The organism is Streptomyces cadmiisoli (assembly GCF_003261055.1).
GTDB classification, from domain to species: Bacteria; Actinomycetota; Actinomycetes; order Streptomycetales; family Streptomycetaceae; genus Streptomyces; species Streptomyces cadmiisoli.
Map to the genome: position 1 here is coordinate 7,855,041 of NZ_CP030073.1, position 17,331 is coordinate 7,872,371.

A 17,331-nucleotide genomic window follows, 5' to 3' on the forward strand; every position below is an offset into this window, starting at 1 on the left:
AAGCTCAAGTGGCGCTCATTGCCTGGCCTTTGAATGTTTCAATCCAGTCCTGGTGGATCTTTCGTGGAGTTCTGCTTCTTTCATTGACACCGGAAAATAAGACTCATAGGTTCCGGGCCATGCGCTCCACCTCACCTGCCGAGGCGTTCCCCGCCGCCACACCCGCCGCCTCGCAGATCTTCACCACCGTCCTGTCCCACGGCCCGCTCACCCGATCGGAGACGGCCGAGCGGACCGGCCTGTCCGCGGCGGCGGTGACCAAGGCGGTCCGGCCCCTGATCGAGGCCGGGTACCTGGTCGAGGACGTCGACGAGGAAGCGCGCGGCGCGCTCGGCCGACCCGCGAACCCGGTGCGGGTCGAAGGAGGCCGGGCCCTGTTCATCGGCGTCAAGGTGACCGGCGACGAACTCATCGGCGTCCTCGCCGACCTGTGCTGCCGCATCCGCGTCGCCCGGCACGTGCCGCTGCCCGACCGCGACCCCAAACCGGTGCTGGCGGCCATCGCCGACCTGGTGCGGGAACTGCTCATGGAGGCGGACGGCTTCGGCGTGCAGGTGCGAGGACTCGGCCTCGCCGTCTCCGGAGACGTCGACCGCGCCGCGGGCACCGTCCGCTACTCGCCCTTCCTGGACTGGCGGGATGTGCCGCTCGCCGAACTCGCCGCGATGACCACCGGGTTGCCGGTGACCGTCGAGAACGACGTGCGCGCCCTGACCGTCGCCGAGCAGTGGTTCGGCGCCGGAGTCGGGCTGTCGGACTTCGCCGTCGTCACCGTCGGCGCCGGTATCGGCTGCGGCCTGGTCGTGCACGGACGCGTGGTCGCCGGGGCGCACGGCGTGGCCGGGGAGATCGGCCACGTGGCGATCGACCCGGCGGGCCCCCCGTGCCACTGCGGCAACCGCGGCTGCGTCGAGGCGATCGCGGGCGACACGGCCATCCTCGCCGCGATCAGGGAGGCGACGGGTGCCGAGGTCGCCGACGCGGCGGACGCGCTGGCCCTCGCCCACCGGGGCGACGCCGGGGCACGCGCGGTGTACGCGCGCGCCGGTGAGGCCATCGGCCGAGGCATCGCCACCGTGGCCAACCTCCTCGGTCCCGAGCTGGTGATCATCTCCGGCGAGGGACTCGCCGCCTACGACCTGTTCGCCGAGCAGATCCGCGACGCCTTCGCCGCGGCAGCGTTCGGCTCCGCCGCGCGCTGCGACGTACGCACCCGCCCGCTGCCCTTCGAGGAATGGGCCCGGGGCGCCGCCGCCACCGCCATCCAGAGCTTCATCGACACGGACCGGACCCAGCCCCAACCCACCCGCAGCTGAACCGACCCCAGGAGGTACGACCCATGCGGTCATCCTCGTACTCCGCCCTGCCCGGACGCGGCCTGAGAGCCCTGGTCGTCATGGCCGTCACGGCGGCCCTCGCGACCGCCGGAACGGCCGTGCAGGCGGCCCCGGACACCGACGGCTCGCAGGCGACCACCGCGTCGGCCGCCGCGCCGGCCCCGGAGACCGCCACCGCGCCCGCCCTCGCGGCCAAGCCCTACATGGGCTGGTCGAGTTGGAGCATGCAGTCGTCGAAATACCCGGGGCTCAACCCGAACGGCGACTACAGCTACCTGACCGAGGCCAACGTCCTCAAGCAGGCCGACGCGATGGCACGCAAGCTCAAGCCCTACGGCTACGAGTACGTCAACATCGACGCCGGCTGGTGGCGCGACCAGGCCTGGAAGCCGGAATTCGACGAGTTCGGCCGCCAGAAGGCCGACCCGGTGCGCTTCCCCCGCGGTATGAAGGCGGTCGCCGACCACGTCCACGCCAAGGGACTCAAGGCCGGCATCTACCTGCCCGTCGGCCTGGAGAAGGAGGCCTACGGCGAGGGCAAGGTGCCGATCTGGAACACCGAGGACTGCACCACCGCCGACATCGTCCACGGCGACCTGCGCACCACCAACGGCTGGGACAGCGCCTACAAGATCGACTTCTCCCGTCCCTGCGCCCAGAAGTACATCGACTCCCAGGCCCGGCTGTTCGCCGACTGGGGCTACGACTTCCTCAAGCTCGACGGCGTCGGTCCCGGCTCCTTCAAGAACGGCGACCAGTACAACAACGTCGCCGACGTGGCCGCGTGGCAGAAGGCCATCGCCGCCACCGGCCGCCCCATCCACCTGGAACTGTCCTGGTCGCTGGACATCGGGCACGCCGAGGACTGGAAGAAGTACTCCAACGGGTGGCGGATCGACACCGACGTGGAGTGCTACTGCAACACCCTCGTCACCTGGGAGAACTCCGTCGACGACCGGTGGGACGACGCCCCCGCCTGGACCCGCCACGCCGGCCCCGGCGGCTGGAACGACCTCGACACCCTCAACGTCGGCAACGGTGAGATGGACGGCCTGACCAAGGCCGAACGCCAGAGCTACGCCACCCTGTGGGCCATCGCCAAGTCCCCGCTGTACACCGGCGACGACCTCACCCGCCTCGACTCCTACGGCCTGTCCCTGCTGACCAACCGCGAGGTCATCGCCGTCAACCAGGGCGACACCCCGCCCGCGAAGCCGGTCACGCCCTCCGACCCGCAGCAGGTGTGGGCCGCGAAGAACCCCGACGGCAGCCACACCGTCGCCCTGTTCAACCTCGCCGACTCCCCGGCCGCCGTCACCGCCGACTGGGCGACGCTGGGCTTCACCGGCAAGGCGAGCGTGCGCGACCTGTGGAACCACGAGAATCTCGGCACCCACCAGAACAAGATCACCCAGGCTCTGCCGGCGCACGGCTCCCGGCTGTTCACCGTCGAGCCGCGCGGCAGCGCGGTGACCGCCACCGGCATCGAGGCCGAGTCGGCGGCGAACACCCTGAGCGGCAACGCGTCCGTGGCCGGCTGCTCGGCCTGCTCCGAGGGACACAAGGTCGGCGGCCTCTACCTCGGCGGCAAACTGACGTTCAACGACGTCGTAGTCGCCAAGGCCGGCACCTATCAGATCAAGGTCACCTACGTCAGCGGTGACGCCCGCTCCGCCGACGTCCTGGCCAACGGCGGCGGCGCCACCCGCCACAAGTTCGCCGCCACCGGCGACTGGGGGACCGCGAACAGTGTGTACGTGCCGGTGTCGCTGAAGGCGGGCGCCAACACCATCACGTTCGACAGCGGTTCGAGCTACGCACCGGACATCGACCGGATCGACGTGCCGAAGACCGCCTGACCGACCTTCCCGGGGCCCGGCCCCCGCGCCGGGCCCCTTCCCGCCGACGTCCCCGGAGCCGCACATGAACCCCAGCCCGAACGAGCCCAGCAGAAGAACGCTGCTCTCCGCCGCCGCGACGGCCGGCCTCACCGCGGCCCTCGCCGGCCTGCCGGCCTTCACCGCCTCAGCGGCGCCCCGGCGGCCCACCGCCGCCGAGCCGGCGGCCGCCGGCACGTCGCGCGACCGGCTGTGGTGGCAGGCCCCCGCCGACGAAGGCTCCATGATCGAACAGGGCCTGCCGGTCGGCAACGGCCGGCTCGGCGCGCTCGTGAGCAACGACCCGGGCCGCGAGCTGCTGCTGATCACGGACGCCACGATGTGGACCGGCGGCCTCAACGACACCCTCGACGCCGACGGGCAGTTCCCCTACGGGCGCGCCGACTTTGGCTCCTTCACCCTGCTCGCCCGCCTCACCGTCGACATCCCCGACCACGACCTGTCCGCCGTCAACGGCTACCGGCGCACCCTCGACCTCGCGCAGGGCCTGGTCGACAGCTCGTACGTCCGCTCCGGCGTCACCTACCGTCGGCAGATCTTCGCCAGCCGGCCCGACGACGTCATCGTGCTGCACTTCACCCAGAGCGGAGGCGGCCGCTACACCGGCTCCCTGACATTGGAGGGCACACACGGCGAGAAGCCGTCGCGGGCCGATTCCTTCGGCGGGTCCTTCACCAACGGCCTGCGCTACGGCGCGGCCGTCCGGGCGTACGGCACCGGCGGCAAGGTGGCCGTCGACGGCACACGGATCGACTTCGCCGGCTGCCGGGACCTCACCGTGGTGGTGAGCGGCGGCACGAACTACGCCCCCGACGCGGCGGCGAACTACCGCAACCCCTCCCTGGACCCCGAGGAGCTGGCCCGCACCAAGGTCCGCGACGCGGCCGCCCACTCGGCCGCCGCACTGGCCCGCACCCATGTGGCCGACCACCGCGACCTGTACGGCCGGCTCGATGTCTCGCTCGGCGCCTCCACCGACGCCCAGCGCTCCCTGGACACCTGGGAACGCCTCAAGGCACGCCACCGCGACGGCACGCCCGACCCCGAACTCGAGGCGGCCTACCTCCAGTTCGGCCGCTATCTGATGATCTCCGGCTCGCGCGGCAGCCTCCCCCTGAACCTGCAAGGCCTGTGGCTGGACGGCAACGACCCGGACTGGATGGGCGACTACCACACGGACGTCAACATCCAGATGAACTACTGGATGGCCGACCGGGCCGGTCTGTCCCAGTGCTTCGACGCCTTCACCGACTACTGCCTGGACCAGCTGCCGTCCTGGACCGAGCTGACGCGGTCCCTGTTCAACGACCCCCGCAACCGCTACCGCAACTCCACCGGCAAGATCGCCGGCTGGACGGTCGCCATCTCCACCAACATCCACGGCGGGATGGGCTGGTGGTGGCACCCGGCGGGCAACGCCTGGCTGTGCAACAGCCTGTTCGAGCACTACGAGTACACCCAGTCACGTCAGCACCTCGCCAGGATCTACCCCCTGCTCAAGGGCGCCTGCGAGTTCTGGGAGGCACGGCTGCTGACCACCACCCTGCCCGGCACCTCGACGGAGGTGCTCATCGCCGACAGCGACTGGTCACCGGAGCACGGCCCGCTCGACGCCAAGGGCATCACCTACGCCCAGGAACTGGTGTGGGCGCTGTTCGCCAACTACGCGACCGCGTCGGCCGTGCTGAAGAAGGACGCCGCGTACGCCGGCACGATCGAGGGCCTGCGCAAGCGCCTGTACCTGCCGCGGGTCAGCCCGAAGACGGGCTGGCTGGAGGAGTGGATGTCGCCCGACAACCTCGGCGAGACCACCCACCGGCACCTGTCCGGGCTGGTCGGCCTCTTCCCCGGCGACCGCATCCGCCCCGACGGCTCGACCCCGAAGGAGATCGTCGACGGCGCCGCCGCCCAGCTCACCGCGCGCGGCATGAACAGTTTCGGCTGGGCCAACGCCTGGCGCAGCCTGTGCTGGGCCCGTCTGAAGGACGCGGACAAGGCCTACCAGCTGATCGTCAACAACCTCCGCCCCTCCACCGGCGGCAGCAACGGCACCGCCTTCAACCTGTTCGACATCTACGAGGTCGAACAGGGCCGCGGCATCTTCCAGATCGACGCGAACTTCGGCACCCCCGCGGCGATGATGGAGATGATGCTCTACTCCCGCCCCGGCCACATCGAACTCCTGCCCGCCCTTCCGGGGGCCTGGGCGGAATCCGGCTCCGTCTCCGGTGTCCCGGCGCGGGGCGGATTCGTCGTGGACCTCGCGTGGCGGGACGGGCGACCGACCTCCGTCCGGATCCGCAGCGTGGGCGGCCGGACCACCGAGGTGGTCTTCGCGGGAACCTCCCGCACGGTGACGGTGCGGCCCGGCGAGTCCGTCTCCCTGAAGGACCTCACCCGGTGACGGCCCGGTTCGCCCGCGCGGTGCGGCCGGCCGCCGTGCTGCTCCTCGCCGCCGCGGTGCAGGTGCCCGCGGCGGCCGAGGCGGCGCCGGCCCGGCACGACGTCGTCACCTGGGGAGCCGCCGCCGACCGCATGGGGGAGGGCACCGCCGACCGCAGCTACCGCCTCGTCGTGCGCACCAGTGCCGGCGGGGACGGTCTGCGGGTCCGGCTCTCCAACGCCTTCGGCGACCGGCCGGTGACTTTCGGCAGCGTGCACGCCGGCGTGCGGCTGACCGGCGCCGAACTGGTCCCCGGCAGCAACCGCCCGCTGACCTTCGGCGGCGCGCGCTCCGTCACCGTCCCCGCGGGCGCCACCGTCCGCAGCGATCCGCTGCCCGGCAAGGTGCCGGCCGGGACGGATCTGGTGGTCAGTCTGCACACCCCGGACGCCGCGGGACCGGCGACCGGCCATGGGATGGCCATGCAGACGTCGTACGCCGCCCGGGGCGACCACGCCGCCGAGGAGAGCGCCGCCGCCTGGACGGACACCATCGGCTCCTGGTTCTACCTGGACGCCGTCACCGTCCGTACGAGCGCGACGACCGGCGCGGTCGTCGCCCTCGGCGACTCGATCACGGACGGCTGGCAGTCGAGCACCGACCTCAACCGTCGCTGGCCCGACTATCTCGCCCGCCGGCTCCGCGCGGCGGACGGTACGAGCGTCAAGGGCGTGGCCAACGAGGGGATCTCCGGCAACAAGGTCCTCGCCGACGGTGCCGGGCAGAGCGCCCTGAACCGGCTGGAGCGCGACGTGCTGTCCCACCCCGGCGTGCGCACCGTGTTCCTCTTCGAGGGCGTCAACGACATCAAGGCGCACACCGGGGTGACGGCCGGGGACCTCATCGCCGGCTACCGGCAGATCGTCGACCGGGCGCACAAGGCCGGCAAGTGTGTCGTCGGCGCCACCGTGGGGCCCTTCAAGGGCTGGTCGGAATGGGATCCGGCCGCCGAGGCGGTGCGTCAGGAGGTCAACGCGTTCGTCCGGGACAGCGGGGAGTTCGACGCCGTCGCCGACTTCGACCGCATCCTGCGCAGCCCCTACGACCAGGAGCGAATCCTGCCGTTCTTCGACAACGGCGACCACCTGCACCCCAACGACAAGGGGATGCAGGCACTCGCCGACGCCGTGGACGTCGAAGCCCTCGACTGCGCGGCCCGGCGCCTCGAATGACGGGTGTGCCCGCCGCGGGACGGGTGCGCTCCCGCACCCGTCCCGCGGGCGGCGCTCAGTCCAGCGTTCTCGCCCAGTCCACGGGCACCCGCCCGGCCGGTCCGGGCGTCGGCTGGTCCAGTGGGTGGGCCTCGGGTCCGGCCAGATGGGGCCCGGACTCGTACAGCTCGTCCGTCGCGAAGTTCCAGAACCACGCCTCGCCGGGTTCGAAGCTCTGCATCACCGGGTGCCCGGTGGCCTCGTAGTGCGCCGAGGCGTGCTTGGCGGGGGAGGAGTCGCAGCAGCCGATGTGACCGCACTGGGCACAGCGCCGCAGGTGGAACCACCATCCGCCGTCCGCGTTGCATTCCATGCAACCGGTGCCGCTCGGCGGGACGCTGGGGTCGATTCCGGTGTCGCTGGTCATGCCGTCTCCTCCTGAGGTGTCTCGTCGTCCGTGGCGGTCAGCGGAAGAAGCACCTGGAACCGCGTGTCGCCCGGTACGGACTCGACCTGGAGATGGCCGTGGTGCTTGTTGACGACGATGCGCCACGAGATGTCCAGACCGAGCCCGGTGCCCTCGCCGACCGGCTTGGTGGTGAAGAAGGGGTCGAAGATACGGCCGCGGATCTCCTCCGGCACGCCGGGCCCCGTGTCGCGGAACTCCACCAGCAGCCGGTCGTGATCGAGTTCCGTGCGCACGGTCAAGGTGCCGTCACCGCCCGCGCTGTTGATCGCGGACACCGCGTTGTCGATCAGGTTGGTCCACACCTGGTTGAGCTCCGCCGGATAGGCGGGGATCTCGGGGAGCGTACGGTCGTACTCCTTGACGACCTTGATCCGCTGTCCGATCTTGCCCGACAGCATCACCAGGGTGCTGTCGAGGAGTTCGTGCACATCGGCCATCCGGTACGGCGCGCGGTCCAGCTGCGAGTACTGCTTGGCGGCGTCCACCAGATGCGAGATCCGGGTGGTGGAGTCCTCGATCTCGTCCATCAGCAACTCGGTCTCGACCGTGTAGTTGAGCCACCCGATCGCGCTCGGCAGGACCTCCTCGTCGACGGCCGCCGCGACCTGCTCCAGCCAGTCCACGTCGAGACCGGCCTGCACGAAGGTGGGCGCCATCCGCCAGCCGTCGGCGATGTCGTGGTCGTCGAGCCAGTCCGTGAGGGCGTCCTCCCGGTCGGAGGCCTCCAGCGGACTCAGCGTGGGCGCCTTGGCGACACGTTCGGCCGTGCGCTCCTGGATCTCGATCAGGTTCGCCAGCTTCTCCCGCGGGTAGGGGCCCGCGGAGATCACACCCAGCTTGTGCCGCATCTTGGCCACCCGCTCGCGCAGCGTCGAGGTGGCCCGCACCGCCGCGGCGGCCGGGTTGTTCAGCTCGTGGGTGAGGCCGGCGGACAACGACCCGAGGGCCAGCAGCCGTTCCCGCTGCCCGACCGTGCGCTGGGTGTTCTTCGACCCGAAGAACAGCCCCTCCAGCAGGTGGACCGCCATCGGGAACCACTCCTGCATGATGTCTGAGAAGGTGTCCGCGGGCACCACGAAGAACCGTGTCGGCTCCGTCACGCGCATCGAGTTGTTGTAGACCTGCCGCACTCGGTCAGCGAGATACGCCTGCATGGCCCCGGCGTACACCCCGCTCTGGGAGGTCCGGGTCACCTCGACGTCGTCGCCGCCCACCCGCCGGTACAGCACGACGGTGCCCTCGATCATCACGTAGAAGCAGGTCGCGGCGTCGCCCTCGCCGTACACCGGCCCGGGCTCGAACCGCTCCACACTGCCCGCGGCGCACAGGCGCGCCAGCTGCTCCGGGGACAGCTTCTCGAACAGGAAGAGCGAACCGATCTCCTCCGGGTTGCACGGCAGGACCTGCCCGCTCATGACTGCTCCAGGTATCGGTGGACGAGCATCACGGCCATGGCTCCCTCTCCGACGGCGGACGCGACGCGCTTGGCGGACTGGGCACGCGCGTCACCCGCCACGAACACGCCGGGAATGTTGGTCTCCAGGTGGTAGGGCGGCCGGTCCAGCTCCCACCCCTCGGGCGGCCGCCCGTCGGGTGAGAGGTCGGGGCCGGCCAGGATGAACCCGCGTTCGTCGCGCAGCACCGTGCCGTCCAGCCAGTCGGTCAGCGGCGCCGCGCCGATGAACACGAACAGCCACTGCGCGTCGACGAGTTCGGTCTGGCCGTTCGCCGCGTCGCGCAGCGTCAGCTGCTCCAGGTGGTCGGAACCGTGCGCGGCCTCGACGACCGTGGCGCAGCGCACCGAGATGTTCGGCGCTTCCTCGATCTGCTGGATCAGGTAGTACGACATCGACGCGGACAGCGACTCCCCGCGCACCAGCAGGGTCACCGACTTCGCGCCCCGCGACAGGTACATGGCCGCCTGCCCCGCCGAGTTGGCGCCGCCCACGATGTACACGTCGTGGCCCTGGCAGGAGGACGCCTCCGTCAGCGACGACCCGTAGAACACCCCGCAGCCGTTCAGGTCGTCCGCGCCGGGCGCGCGCAGCTGCCGGTACGACACGCCGGTCGCCAGGATCACGCTGTGCGCGGCGACCGCGGACCCGTCGGAGAACCGCACGACCCGCGCGGCGCCGTTGATCTCCAGTCCGGTCACCTCGCGCGTGGTCAGGATCTCCGCGCCGAACTTCGCCGCCTGTCTGCGGGCCCGGTCGGTGAGCTGCGCGCCGGACACGCCGTCGGGGAAGCCCAGGTAGTTCTCGATGCGTGAGCTCTGGCCGGCCTGACCACCGGTCGCCGACCGCTCCACGAGCACCGTGCGCAGCCCCTCCGACGCCCCGTACACGGCCGCGCCGAGCCCGGCGGGGCCGCCGCCGATGACGACCAGGTCGTAGAACTCGGCGGTGGGTGTCGTCGCCAGCCCGACCCGGGCGGCGAGGTCGGGGGCCTCCGGTTCGACCAGGGCGGTGCCGTCCGGGGTGATCACCAGGGGCAGCCGCTGCTCGTCCGCGCCGGCCGCGACCAGCAGCCGGCGGCCTTCGGGCTCGTCGGCCGAGTACCAGCGGTAGGGCACCTGGTTGCGCGCGAGGAACTCCCGCACCTCCGACGAACGCGCCGACCAGCGGTGCCCCACGACCTTGGTGCTGGGCACCGGCCGGTAGTCGCTGCACCGCCAGGCCTGGAGCAGGTCGTCCAGCACCGGGTACAGCTTCTCCTCGGGCGGGTCCCACGGCTTGAGCAGGTAGTGGTCGAGATCCACCACGTTGATCGCGTCGATCGCCGCGTTGGTGTCCGCGTACGCGGTCAGCAGCACCCGCCGCGCGCCGGGATACACGTCCATGGCCTGTTCGAGGAACTCGATGCCGTTCATCTGCGGCATGCGGTAGTCGGCCAGGAGCACGGCCACCAGCTCGCCGCGCAGCTTCAGCTCCCGCAGCGCTTCGAGCGCGGACTCGCCGGACTCCGCGCGGACGATCCGGTACGACTGGCCGTAGCGCCGTCTCAGATCGCGGGCGACGGCGCGGGACACCCCCGGATCGTCGTCCACGGTCATGATGACGGTCCGCGCTGTCTCGGCGGCCTGTGCCATATGTCTCCCACCCCGGGCGGTCGGAATCAGGGCACGGCGTCACCCTCGTCACCGCGCCGGTTCTGGCCATCGTATGTTCGATCGCTTTGCTTCGCCCGGGTATGCCGTGCGGCGCCCACGGTCGGCGCTCTCGTGACCACGGAACGGAGCAGGAGACGGCCGTTTCGAGGCTCGTGGCGAGAGGGCCGGGAAGGGTAGGGAACACTGAGCCGCGAGTAAGTGATCACGACATGAGGAGACAGCCGCATGACACGCCCGATCACGGCAGGGGTCGACGGTTCGCAGGAAAGCCTCGCGGCGGTGGCCTGGGCGGGCCGTGAGGCGGTCCGCCGCGGGCTGGCGCTGCGGGTGGTGCACGCCTGGCGTCACGAGCCGCACGAGGCGGTCGAGGGGGACCGCGAGACCCAGGCCCGTTGGGTGCGCGGCTCGACGGCGGAGGCGGTGCGGGCCGTGACAAGTCGTCACTCGGGACTGGAGGTCTGCGTCGACGTCCTGGAGGGCGACGACGTCGAGACGCTGGTCGAGGCGGCGGACGGGGCCGAGATGCTGGTGCTCGGCTCGCGCGGGCACGGCGCGGTCGTCGGTTTCCTGCTGGGCTCCGTGGGGCAGCAGGTGATCGCCGCGGCCACGCGCCCGGTGGTGCTGGTCCGCTCCGGGGACCGGCCGGTGGCCGAGGTGGGCGGCCGGGAGATCGTCGTCGGTCAGGAGGGCGGCCCCGAGGACAGCGCCGGGCCGCTGGCCTTCGCGTTCGAGACGGCCGCGGCACGCGGCGCGACCGTCCGCGCGGTGCGGGCCTGGACGCTGCCGCCCGTGTTCGCCTACAGCCCCGGTTCGCTGCGTCTGCTCGACGAGGCGGGCGGGCCGGAGGGCTACGAGAAGAAGGCGCTGGCGGAGGCGCTGGCGCCGTGGCGGGAGCGCTACCCGGACGTGCCGGTTGTCGAGCACGTGGAGATGGGCAGCGCGGGGCAGGTGCTGCTGTCGGTCGCCGGTCGGGCCCAGTTCATGGTCGTCGGCCGCCGGGCCCGGCGCACCGCCGTGGGGGCCCGGATCGGCTCGGTGGCCCACGGCGTGCTGCACCACGCCGACTGCCCGGTGGCGGTGGTCCCGCCCGTCTGAGTCCGGCCGCTCACTCCGACGCCGGGGACTGAAGCGAGGTGCGGGCGCCGGGCAGGATGTTCTTGACGTAGTCCTCGACGGCCATGTCGAGGCCGATGTCGTGCTGGGCCCGCTCCGAGAGGTACCAGCGGTGTTCGAGGAGCTGGTGGTAGATCTCGGCGGGGTCGATGCCGGCCCGCAGCCCGGCGGGCACCCGGCGCACCGTCGGCCGGAAGACCTCCCGCACCCAGCGGTGGGCGAGCACCTCCGGACGTGCCGCGAGGGGGTCGCCCGGGGCGTGGTCGTCCTGGGTGACCATCCAGCTCTCCAGGTCGGTCAGCAGCCGCCGGGCCTGGTTCTCCTCGGTGTCCAGACCCGTCAGCCGCAGCAGCTGCCGCTGGTGGTGGCCGGCGTCGACGACCTTGGGCACGAACGTGACCGTGTCGCCGTTGGAGGAGTGGTCGATCTGCATCTCCGCCACGTCGAACCCGAGGTCGTTCAGCCGGCGTATCCGGCGCTCTATGTAGTGGTACTTGCCCGCCGGGTAGACGGAGGTGCGGGTCAGTTCCTGCCACAGACCCTGGTAGCGGGCGCAGATCTCGGTGCCGAACTCGACCGGGTCGACGGAGGGGTGCAGCGCCCCCGAGGCCTCCAGGTCGAGCAGCTCGCCGCTGATGTTGACGCGGGCGAGGTCCAGGTCGTAGTCGCGCTGCCCGGTGCTGAGCCGCGGGTGCAGCTCGCCCGTCTCGGCGTCGACGAGGTAGGCGGCGTAGGCGCCGGCGTCCCGCCGGAACAGGGTGTTGGACAGCGAGCAGTCGCCCCAGGCGAACCCGGCCAGATGCAGACGCACCAGCAGCACCGCCAGGGCGTCCATGAGCCGGTGCATGGTCGCCGGGCGCAGCGTCGTCTCGAACATGGAGCGGTAGGGCAGCGACCCGTTCAGATGCCGGGTGATCAGCACCGGTTCCAGCGGGGCGCCGTCCGAGTCGGTGCGGCCGGTGACGACGCCGAGCGGGTCCACCGCGGGAATGCCCAGCCGGTCCAGGTCGCGCAGCAGCTCGTACTCGCGCAGGGCGGGGCGCTCGGCGAGTTCCTTCACGGCGACGACCTCGCCGCCCGCCTGGGCGTAGCGCACCACGTGGCGGGAGATGCCGCGCGGCAGCGGGACGAGATGCTCCTGCGGCCAGTCCTCCAGCGGCACGTGCCACGGCAGTTCCAGCAGGAGGGCCGGGTGCTCCGGATTGGTGGCGCTGATCTGCAATGCCATGGCGCGGCCCTAGACCGCCCGCTCGCGTGCCTGACGTGCGGCCTCGCGCACCGGACCCCGGTGGACGGGGCCGTGTCCGGGCAGCAGCAGGTCGGCCTCGAGGCCTTCGAACAGCTCCAGTGAGGCGAGGGCCCGCCGGCGCTCGTGGTGGAACATGTCGGGCAGCAGCTGCGGCCCCTTCGGCCGGGCCGTCGGGTGGCCGCTGACCAGGGCGTCCCCGGAGATCACCACGCCGGTCTCCGGCAGGTGGAAGGCGCAGTGCCCGAGGGTGTGGCCCGGCGTGTGCACCGGTACGGGGCGGCCCGGCAGGTCCAGGGCGCCCTCGGCGGGGAAGGGCTGGGGCGCGGTCACGGGGTGGTGCGCGGTGCCGCCGGAGCGGAGCGCGTGCACGGCCCACGGCAGCACGCCAGGCCGCCAGCCGTTGCGCAGGACCTGGCCGACGGTGACCTGGTGCTGGAAGTCCCGGCGTGCGTGCGGGACTTCCGCCTCGTGCAGGTAGACGGGGGTGCCGTACGTGGCGCGCAGATACTCCGCGGAGCCCAGGTGGTCGTTGTGGGCGTGGGTGATGAGCACGGCCGCGACCGCCTCGGGCGAGCTGCCCACCGCGGCGAGGGAGTCGAGGACCTTGTCCCGGTCCCCGGGGTAGCCGGTGTCGACCAGCGTGACGGCGTCCCCGTCGCCGAGGATCACCCAGTTGGTGTTGCTGCCGTGCACCAGGTAGGTGCGGTCGGCGACTTGCTGAACTTCTGCACGCATCATCGTCTCGTTCGCTGAGGGCGGTGCCCGACCTGGACAGCAAAGCAGATCAAGGTGCCGGTCTCGACGGAGGGGCGGGAGCGTCTCAGAACCCGGACGTGCTACCGGCGTGGGGTGTCCCCGGACGGCGGGCCCGGGGCAAAAGGGCTGCCTCCGGCACCGTCCGCCGGAGGCAGCCGCCGGGCGCCACCGGAGCTGCCGCCTCCGTGCCCCGGCGCGCTCCGCCGTCAGTTCACGCCGTGCGGGCGGAACTGGATGCTGATGCGGGGGCCGCTCGCCCGGGTGCTCTTGGGTATGCAGTGCTCCCATGTCCGCTGGCAGGAGCCGCCCATCACGATGAGGTCCCCGTGGCCCAGCGGCCGTCGGACGGTGTCGCCGCCGTACCGGGGGCGGAGCAGCAGGTCCCGGGGAGCGCCCACGGAGAGGATGGCGACCATGGTGTTCTCCCGGGCGCCCCGTCCGATGCGGTCGCCGTGCCAGGCGACGCTGTCCCGGCCGTCGCGGTAGTAGCAGAGTCCGGCGGTGGTGAACGGCTCGCCCAGTTCAGCGGCGTAGTGCGCGCCGAGCGCGGTGCGGGCCTCGGCCAGCACCGGGTGCGGCAAGGGGTCGCCCGCCCCGTAGTACGCCAGCAGCCGGGGCACGTCGACGACGTGGTCGTACATCGTGCGGCGTTCGGCCCGCCAGGGCACCTCGGCCGCCAGGTGTTCGAACAGCGCGTCGGCCCCGCCCAGCCATCCGGGGAGCAGATCGATCCAGGCGCCGGAGCCCAGCTCGGTGCGGCGCAGCCCGGCCAGGCCGCCGAGCCCGAGCCGGTCGCTCTGGTCGAAGAGGGAGCTCTGGAGGTGCGTGGCCATGGATCCAGCGTACCCCTGATTCGAAAATCTGTTCCATAAGTGTGGGCGGGGGCCGGAAACTGCGGCTGTCACGACCCTTTGGATGCATTCCCGTATCGGATACATTCACGTATCGAACGGGCCGGGGCGAACGGGGGGCCGGGACATGGGGGCGGAGCGCACGAGCGGGCGGGTGACCAGGCGCCGTGTCCGCACCCGCGCCAATCTCCTGGACGCGGCGTTCGCGGTGTTCGCGGCCAAGGGGTTCGGCCGGGTCTCGATCGAAGAGGTCTGCGAGGCGGCCGGCTACAGCCGCGGCGCGTTCTACTCGAACTTCGACAGCCTGGACGAGTTGTTCTTCGCCCTCTACAGGCAACGGGCCGATCTGATCGCCGAGCAGGTCTCCGGGGCGCTCGCGCTGGACGGGCCGGACCTCGACCTGCCCGCCGCCGTCGACCGGGTCACGGAGGTGCTGCTCCTCGACCGGGACTGGCTCCTGGTGAAGACGGACTTCCTGGTGCACGCCGCCCGCGACCCGGCCGTGGCGCGGACCCTGCTGGAGCACCGGGGCAGGCTGCGTGCCGCCATCGCGCACCGGCTGGCCCGCGCCGTGCAGGGGCACACCGAACTGCCCTCCGTCCTCGGCGGCACCGACGGGGCCGCCCACGCGGTGGTCGCCGCGTACGACGGAGTCACCACCCAACTGCTGCTGGACAGGGACGTCGAGCACGCGCGCGCGTGGCTCAAGCAACTGCTCACGGCACTGCTGACCGACGGCAGCGGTCATCCCGAACGAGCCGAATGAGAAAGGGAACGGTCGCCATGGATGCGGACGTCATCGTCGTCGGAGCCGGCCTCGCCGGTCTGGTCGCCGCGCACGAACTCACCAGCCGGGGCCGCAAGGTCGCGCTGGTCGACCAGGAGAACGCCGCCAACCTCGGCGGCCAGGCCTTCTGGTCCTTCGGCGGGCTGTTCCTCGTCGACTCCCCGGAGCAGCGACGCCTCCGCGTCAAGGACTCCTTCGACCTCGCGTGGAACGACTGGCAGGGCAGCGCCGGTTTCGACCGGCTGGACGACGAGGACTCCTGGGCGGTGCGCTGGGCACGCGCCTACGTCGAGTTCGCCGCCGGGGAGAAGCAGTCCTGGCTGACCGGGCACGGCATCAGCTTCCTGCCCACGGTCGGCTGGGCCGAGCGCGGCGACCTGCGCGCGCACGGACACGGCAACTCCGTCCCGCGCTTCCACGTCGCCTGGGGAACCGGCACCGGCGTCGTCGAGCCCTTCGTCCGCCACGCCGAGCAGGCCGCGCGCGACGGACTGCTCACCTTCCACCACCGCCACCGGGTCGACGAACTCGTCATCGAGGAGGGTGCCGCCCGCGGCGTGCGCGGCACGGTCCTCGCCGACGACGACTCGCCGCGCGGTGTCGCCTCCAACCGCGACCGGACCGGCGACTTCGAACTCACCGCCCAGGCCGTGGTCGTCACGACCGGCGGGATCGGCGCGGACCACGACATCGTCCGCCGCCACTGGCCCGAGCGGCTCGGCACGCCGCCCGCCCGGATGGTCACCGGCGTCCCCGCCTACGTCGACGGCCGGATGCTCGACATCAGCGCCGCGGCGGGCGTGCGACTGGTCAACCGGGACCGGATGTGGCACTACACCGAGGGCATCCGGAACTGGGACCCGATCTGGCCCGGCCACGGCATCCGGATCCTGCCCGGACCGTCCTCGATGTGGTTCGACGCGCTGGGCCGCCGCCTGCCCGCCCCGTGCCTGCCCGGATACGACACCCTCGGCACCCTGAAGCACCTGCGCACCACCGAGGACATCGCCGGCCACGACCACTCCTGGTTCATCCTCACCCAGAAGATCGTCGAGAAGGAGTTCGCGCTGTCGGGCTCCGAGCAGAACCCCGACATCACCGCCAAGGACCGCCGGGCGTTCCTGCGTGAGCGGGTGCTCGGAAAGGGCGCCCCGGGCCCCGTGGCCGCGTTCCTGCGCGAGGGCGCCGACTTCGTGACCGCGCCCGACCTGGAACGGCTCGTCGAGAAGATGAACGCGCTGACCGACAAGCCGCTCCTCGACGCGGCCGCGATCCGCGGCCAGATCGAGGCCCGCGACCTCCAGATCGCCAACCCCTACGGCAAGGACACCCAGGTGCAGGGCCTGCGCAACGCGCGCCGCTACATAGGCGACCGGCTCGGCCGGGTCGCCACCCCGCACCGCATCCTCGATCCCGGGGCCGGACCGCTGATCGGCGTCAAACTGCACGTCCTGACCCGCAAGACCCTCGGCGGCATCCAGACCGACCTCGACTCCCGCGCCCTGGGCGCCGACGGACGGCCGATCGAGGGCCTGTACGCGGCGGGCGAGGTGGCCGGCTTCGGCGGCGGCGGTGTGCACGGCTACAACGCCCTGGAGGGGACCTTCCTCGGTGGCTGCCTCTTCTCGGGACGCGCGGCGGGCCGGGCCGCCGCGCAGCAGACCGCCTGAGCCGACGCGGCGGCCCGTCTCCTCAGGTGCCGAGGAGGCGGGCCAGCACCGCCGCGTGGCTCCGCTCGGGGGACTTGGACGCGGTCAGCAGGGTCAGCGTCGTCCCGCCCGCGGTCGTGCGCAGCCCGTCGAGGAGGCGGGCCGCTTCGGGCTCGGCCAGCTCCGCCTCGTAGCGGCGGGCGAACTCCTCGTACGACGGCTCGCCCGTGTGGTACCAGCGGCGCAGCCCGGTGGACGGGGTGAGCGCCTTGGGCCACTCGTCCACCTGCGCCGCGTCCTTCGACAGCCCGCGCGGCCAGAGCCGGTCGACCAGGACACGTACGCCGTCGTCGGGTTCGGGCCGGTCGTAGACACGGCGCACGCGGACACTCACACGCGGGACCTTTCTCGGGGCGGGTCGTCCGGGGAGCGTACGCCGGGCGGGCGGCCGCGGCCGTCGAAGCGGCCGGGGTTCCGCGGCTGTGTCGGCCGGATCCCGGTCGGGACGGGGCGGCCGAT

14 protein-coding genes are annotated in these 17,331 nt (G+C 72.0%); 7 read left to right on the plus strand and 7 right to left on the minus strand.

Annotation, left to right across the window (positions count from 1 at the left end; genetic code table 11):
* Window positions 1-119 precede the first annotated feature (119 nt).
* The 4 genes from DN051_RS34655 to DN051_RS34670 all read left to right on the plus strand — a co-directional run bounded on the left by DN051_RS34655 (window position 120) and on the right by DN051_RS34670 (window position 6,850).
* Entirely contained in the window at window positions 120-1,316 is a 1,197-nt protein-coding gene (locus tag DN051_RS34655) for an ROK family transcriptional regulator (protein WP_053761867.1), read from the plus strand.
* Window positions 1,317-1,339: 23 nt separating this feature from the next.
* Complete coding sequence (locus tag DN051_RS34660; protein ID WP_053761868.1) at window positions 1,340-3,196, plus strand: alpha-galactosidase D; 1,857 nt, start codon at window positions 1,340-1,342, stop codon at window positions 3,194-3,196.
* A 64-nt stretch (window positions 3,197-3,260) separates the two neighbouring features.
* Window positions 3,261-5,639, plus strand: coding sequence for a glycosyl hydrolase family 95 catalytic domain-containing protein (locus tag DN051_RS34665; RefSeq protein ID WP_053761869.1), 2,379 nt, complete (start codon window positions 3,261-3,263; stop codon window positions 5,637-5,639).
* A complete protein-coding gene (locus DN051_RS34670; protein WP_112440606.1) occupies window positions 5,636-6,850 on the plus strand; it encodes an SGNH/GDSL hydrolase family protein in 1,215 nt (404 codons plus the stop codon). Before DN051_RS34665 ends, DN051_RS34670 begins: the two co-directional genes overlap by 4 nt.
* 55 nt (window positions 6,851-6,905) lie before the next feature.
* On the opposite strand, the gene DN051_RS34675 is transcribed toward DN051_RS34670, so the two are convergent.
* The 3 genes from DN051_RS34675 to DN051_RS34685 are packed head-to-tail and all read right to left on the minus strand — an operon-like array spanning window position 6,906 to window position 10,386.
* Complete coding sequence (locus DN051_RS34675; RefSeq protein WP_053761871.1) at window positions 6,906-7,256, minus strand: UBP-type zinc finger domain-containing protein; 351 nt, start codon at window positions 7,254-7,256, stop codon at window positions 6,906-6,908.
* On the minus strand, window positions 7,253-8,713 hold the full coding sequence (locus DN051_RS34680; protein ID WP_053761872.1) for an ATP-binding protein: 1,461 nt from the start codon (window positions 8,711-8,713) through the stop codon (window positions 7,253-7,255). Before DN051_RS34680 ends, DN051_RS34675 begins: the two co-directional genes overlap by 4 nt.
* The gene (locus DN051_RS34685; RefSeq protein ID WP_053761873.1) at window positions 8,710-10,386 is read right to left on the minus strand and encodes an NAD(P)/FAD-dependent oxidoreductase; all 1,677 of its coding nucleotides are present in this window, start codon (window positions 10,384-10,386) and stop codon (window positions 8,710-8,712) included. The genes DN051_RS34680 and DN051_RS34685 overlap by 4 nt, the downstream gene beginning before the upstream one ends.
* Before the next feature lie 246 nt (window positions 10,387-10,632).
* On the opposite strand from DN051_RS34685, the gene DN051_RS34690 reads away from it, so the two are divergent.
* Window positions 10,633-11,502 (plus strand): universal stress protein, encoded by an 870-nt coding sequence (locus DN051_RS34690; RefSeq protein WP_053761874.1) that lies wholly within the window; start codon window positions 10,633-10,635, stop codon window positions 11,500-11,502.
* A gap of 10 nt (window positions 11,503-11,512) precedes the next feature.
* Here the strand turns inward: DN051_RS34690 and DN051_RS34695 are convergent, their stop codons facing one another.
* The 3 genes from DN051_RS34695 to DN051_RS34705 all read right to left on the minus strand — a co-directional run bounded on the left by DN051_RS34695 (window position 11,513) and on the right by DN051_RS34705 (window position 14,358).
* Complete coding sequence (locus DN051_RS34695; protein ID WP_053761875.1) at window positions 11,513-12,748, minus strand: DUF4032 domain-containing protein; 1,236 nt, start codon at window positions 12,746-12,748, stop codon at window positions 11,513-11,515.
* Between the two features lie 9 nt (window positions 12,749-12,757).
* Entirely contained in the window at window positions 12,758-13,504 is a 747-nt protein-coding gene (locus DN051_RS34700) for an MBL fold metallo-hydrolase (RefSeq protein WP_053761876.1), read from the minus strand.
* 227 nt (window positions 13,505-13,731) lie between these two features.
* Window positions 13,732-14,358: an alpha-ketoglutarate-dependent dioxygenase AlkB gene (locus tag DN051_RS34705; protein ID WP_053761877.1), complete on the minus strand. Its 627-nt coding sequence runs from the start codon at window positions 14,356-14,358 to the stop codon at window positions 13,732-13,734.
* 145 nt (window positions 14,359-14,503) lie between these two features.
* Between DN051_RS34705 and DN051_RS34710 the strand changes: the two genes are divergently transcribed.
* Together DN051_RS34710 and DN051_RS34715 are read left to right on the plus strand one after the other, a co-directional pair.
* Window positions 14,504-15,142, plus strand: coding sequence for a TetR/AcrR family transcriptional regulator (locus DN051_RS34710; protein ID WP_053761878.1), 639 nt, complete (start codon window positions 14,504-14,506; stop codon window positions 15,140-15,142).
* Window positions 15,143-15,159: 17 nt separating this feature from the next.
* A complete protein-coding gene (locus DN051_RS34715; RefSeq protein ID WP_112440608.1) occupies window positions 15,160-16,833 on the plus strand; it encodes an FAD-binding dehydrogenase in 1,674 nt (557 codons plus the stop codon).
* A gap of 22 nt (window positions 16,834-16,855) precedes the next feature.
* On the opposite strand, the gene DN051_RS34720 is transcribed toward DN051_RS34715, so the two are convergent.
* Window positions 16,856-17,206 carry a DUF488 domain-containing protein gene (locus tag DN051_RS34720; protein WP_053761880.1) on the minus strand — a complete coding sequence of 117 codons (351 nt, stop codon included), beginning with the start codon at window positions 17,204-17,206 and terminating at the stop codon, window positions 16,856-16,858.
* Between the last annotated feature and the right edge of the window lie 125 nt (window positions 17,207-17,331).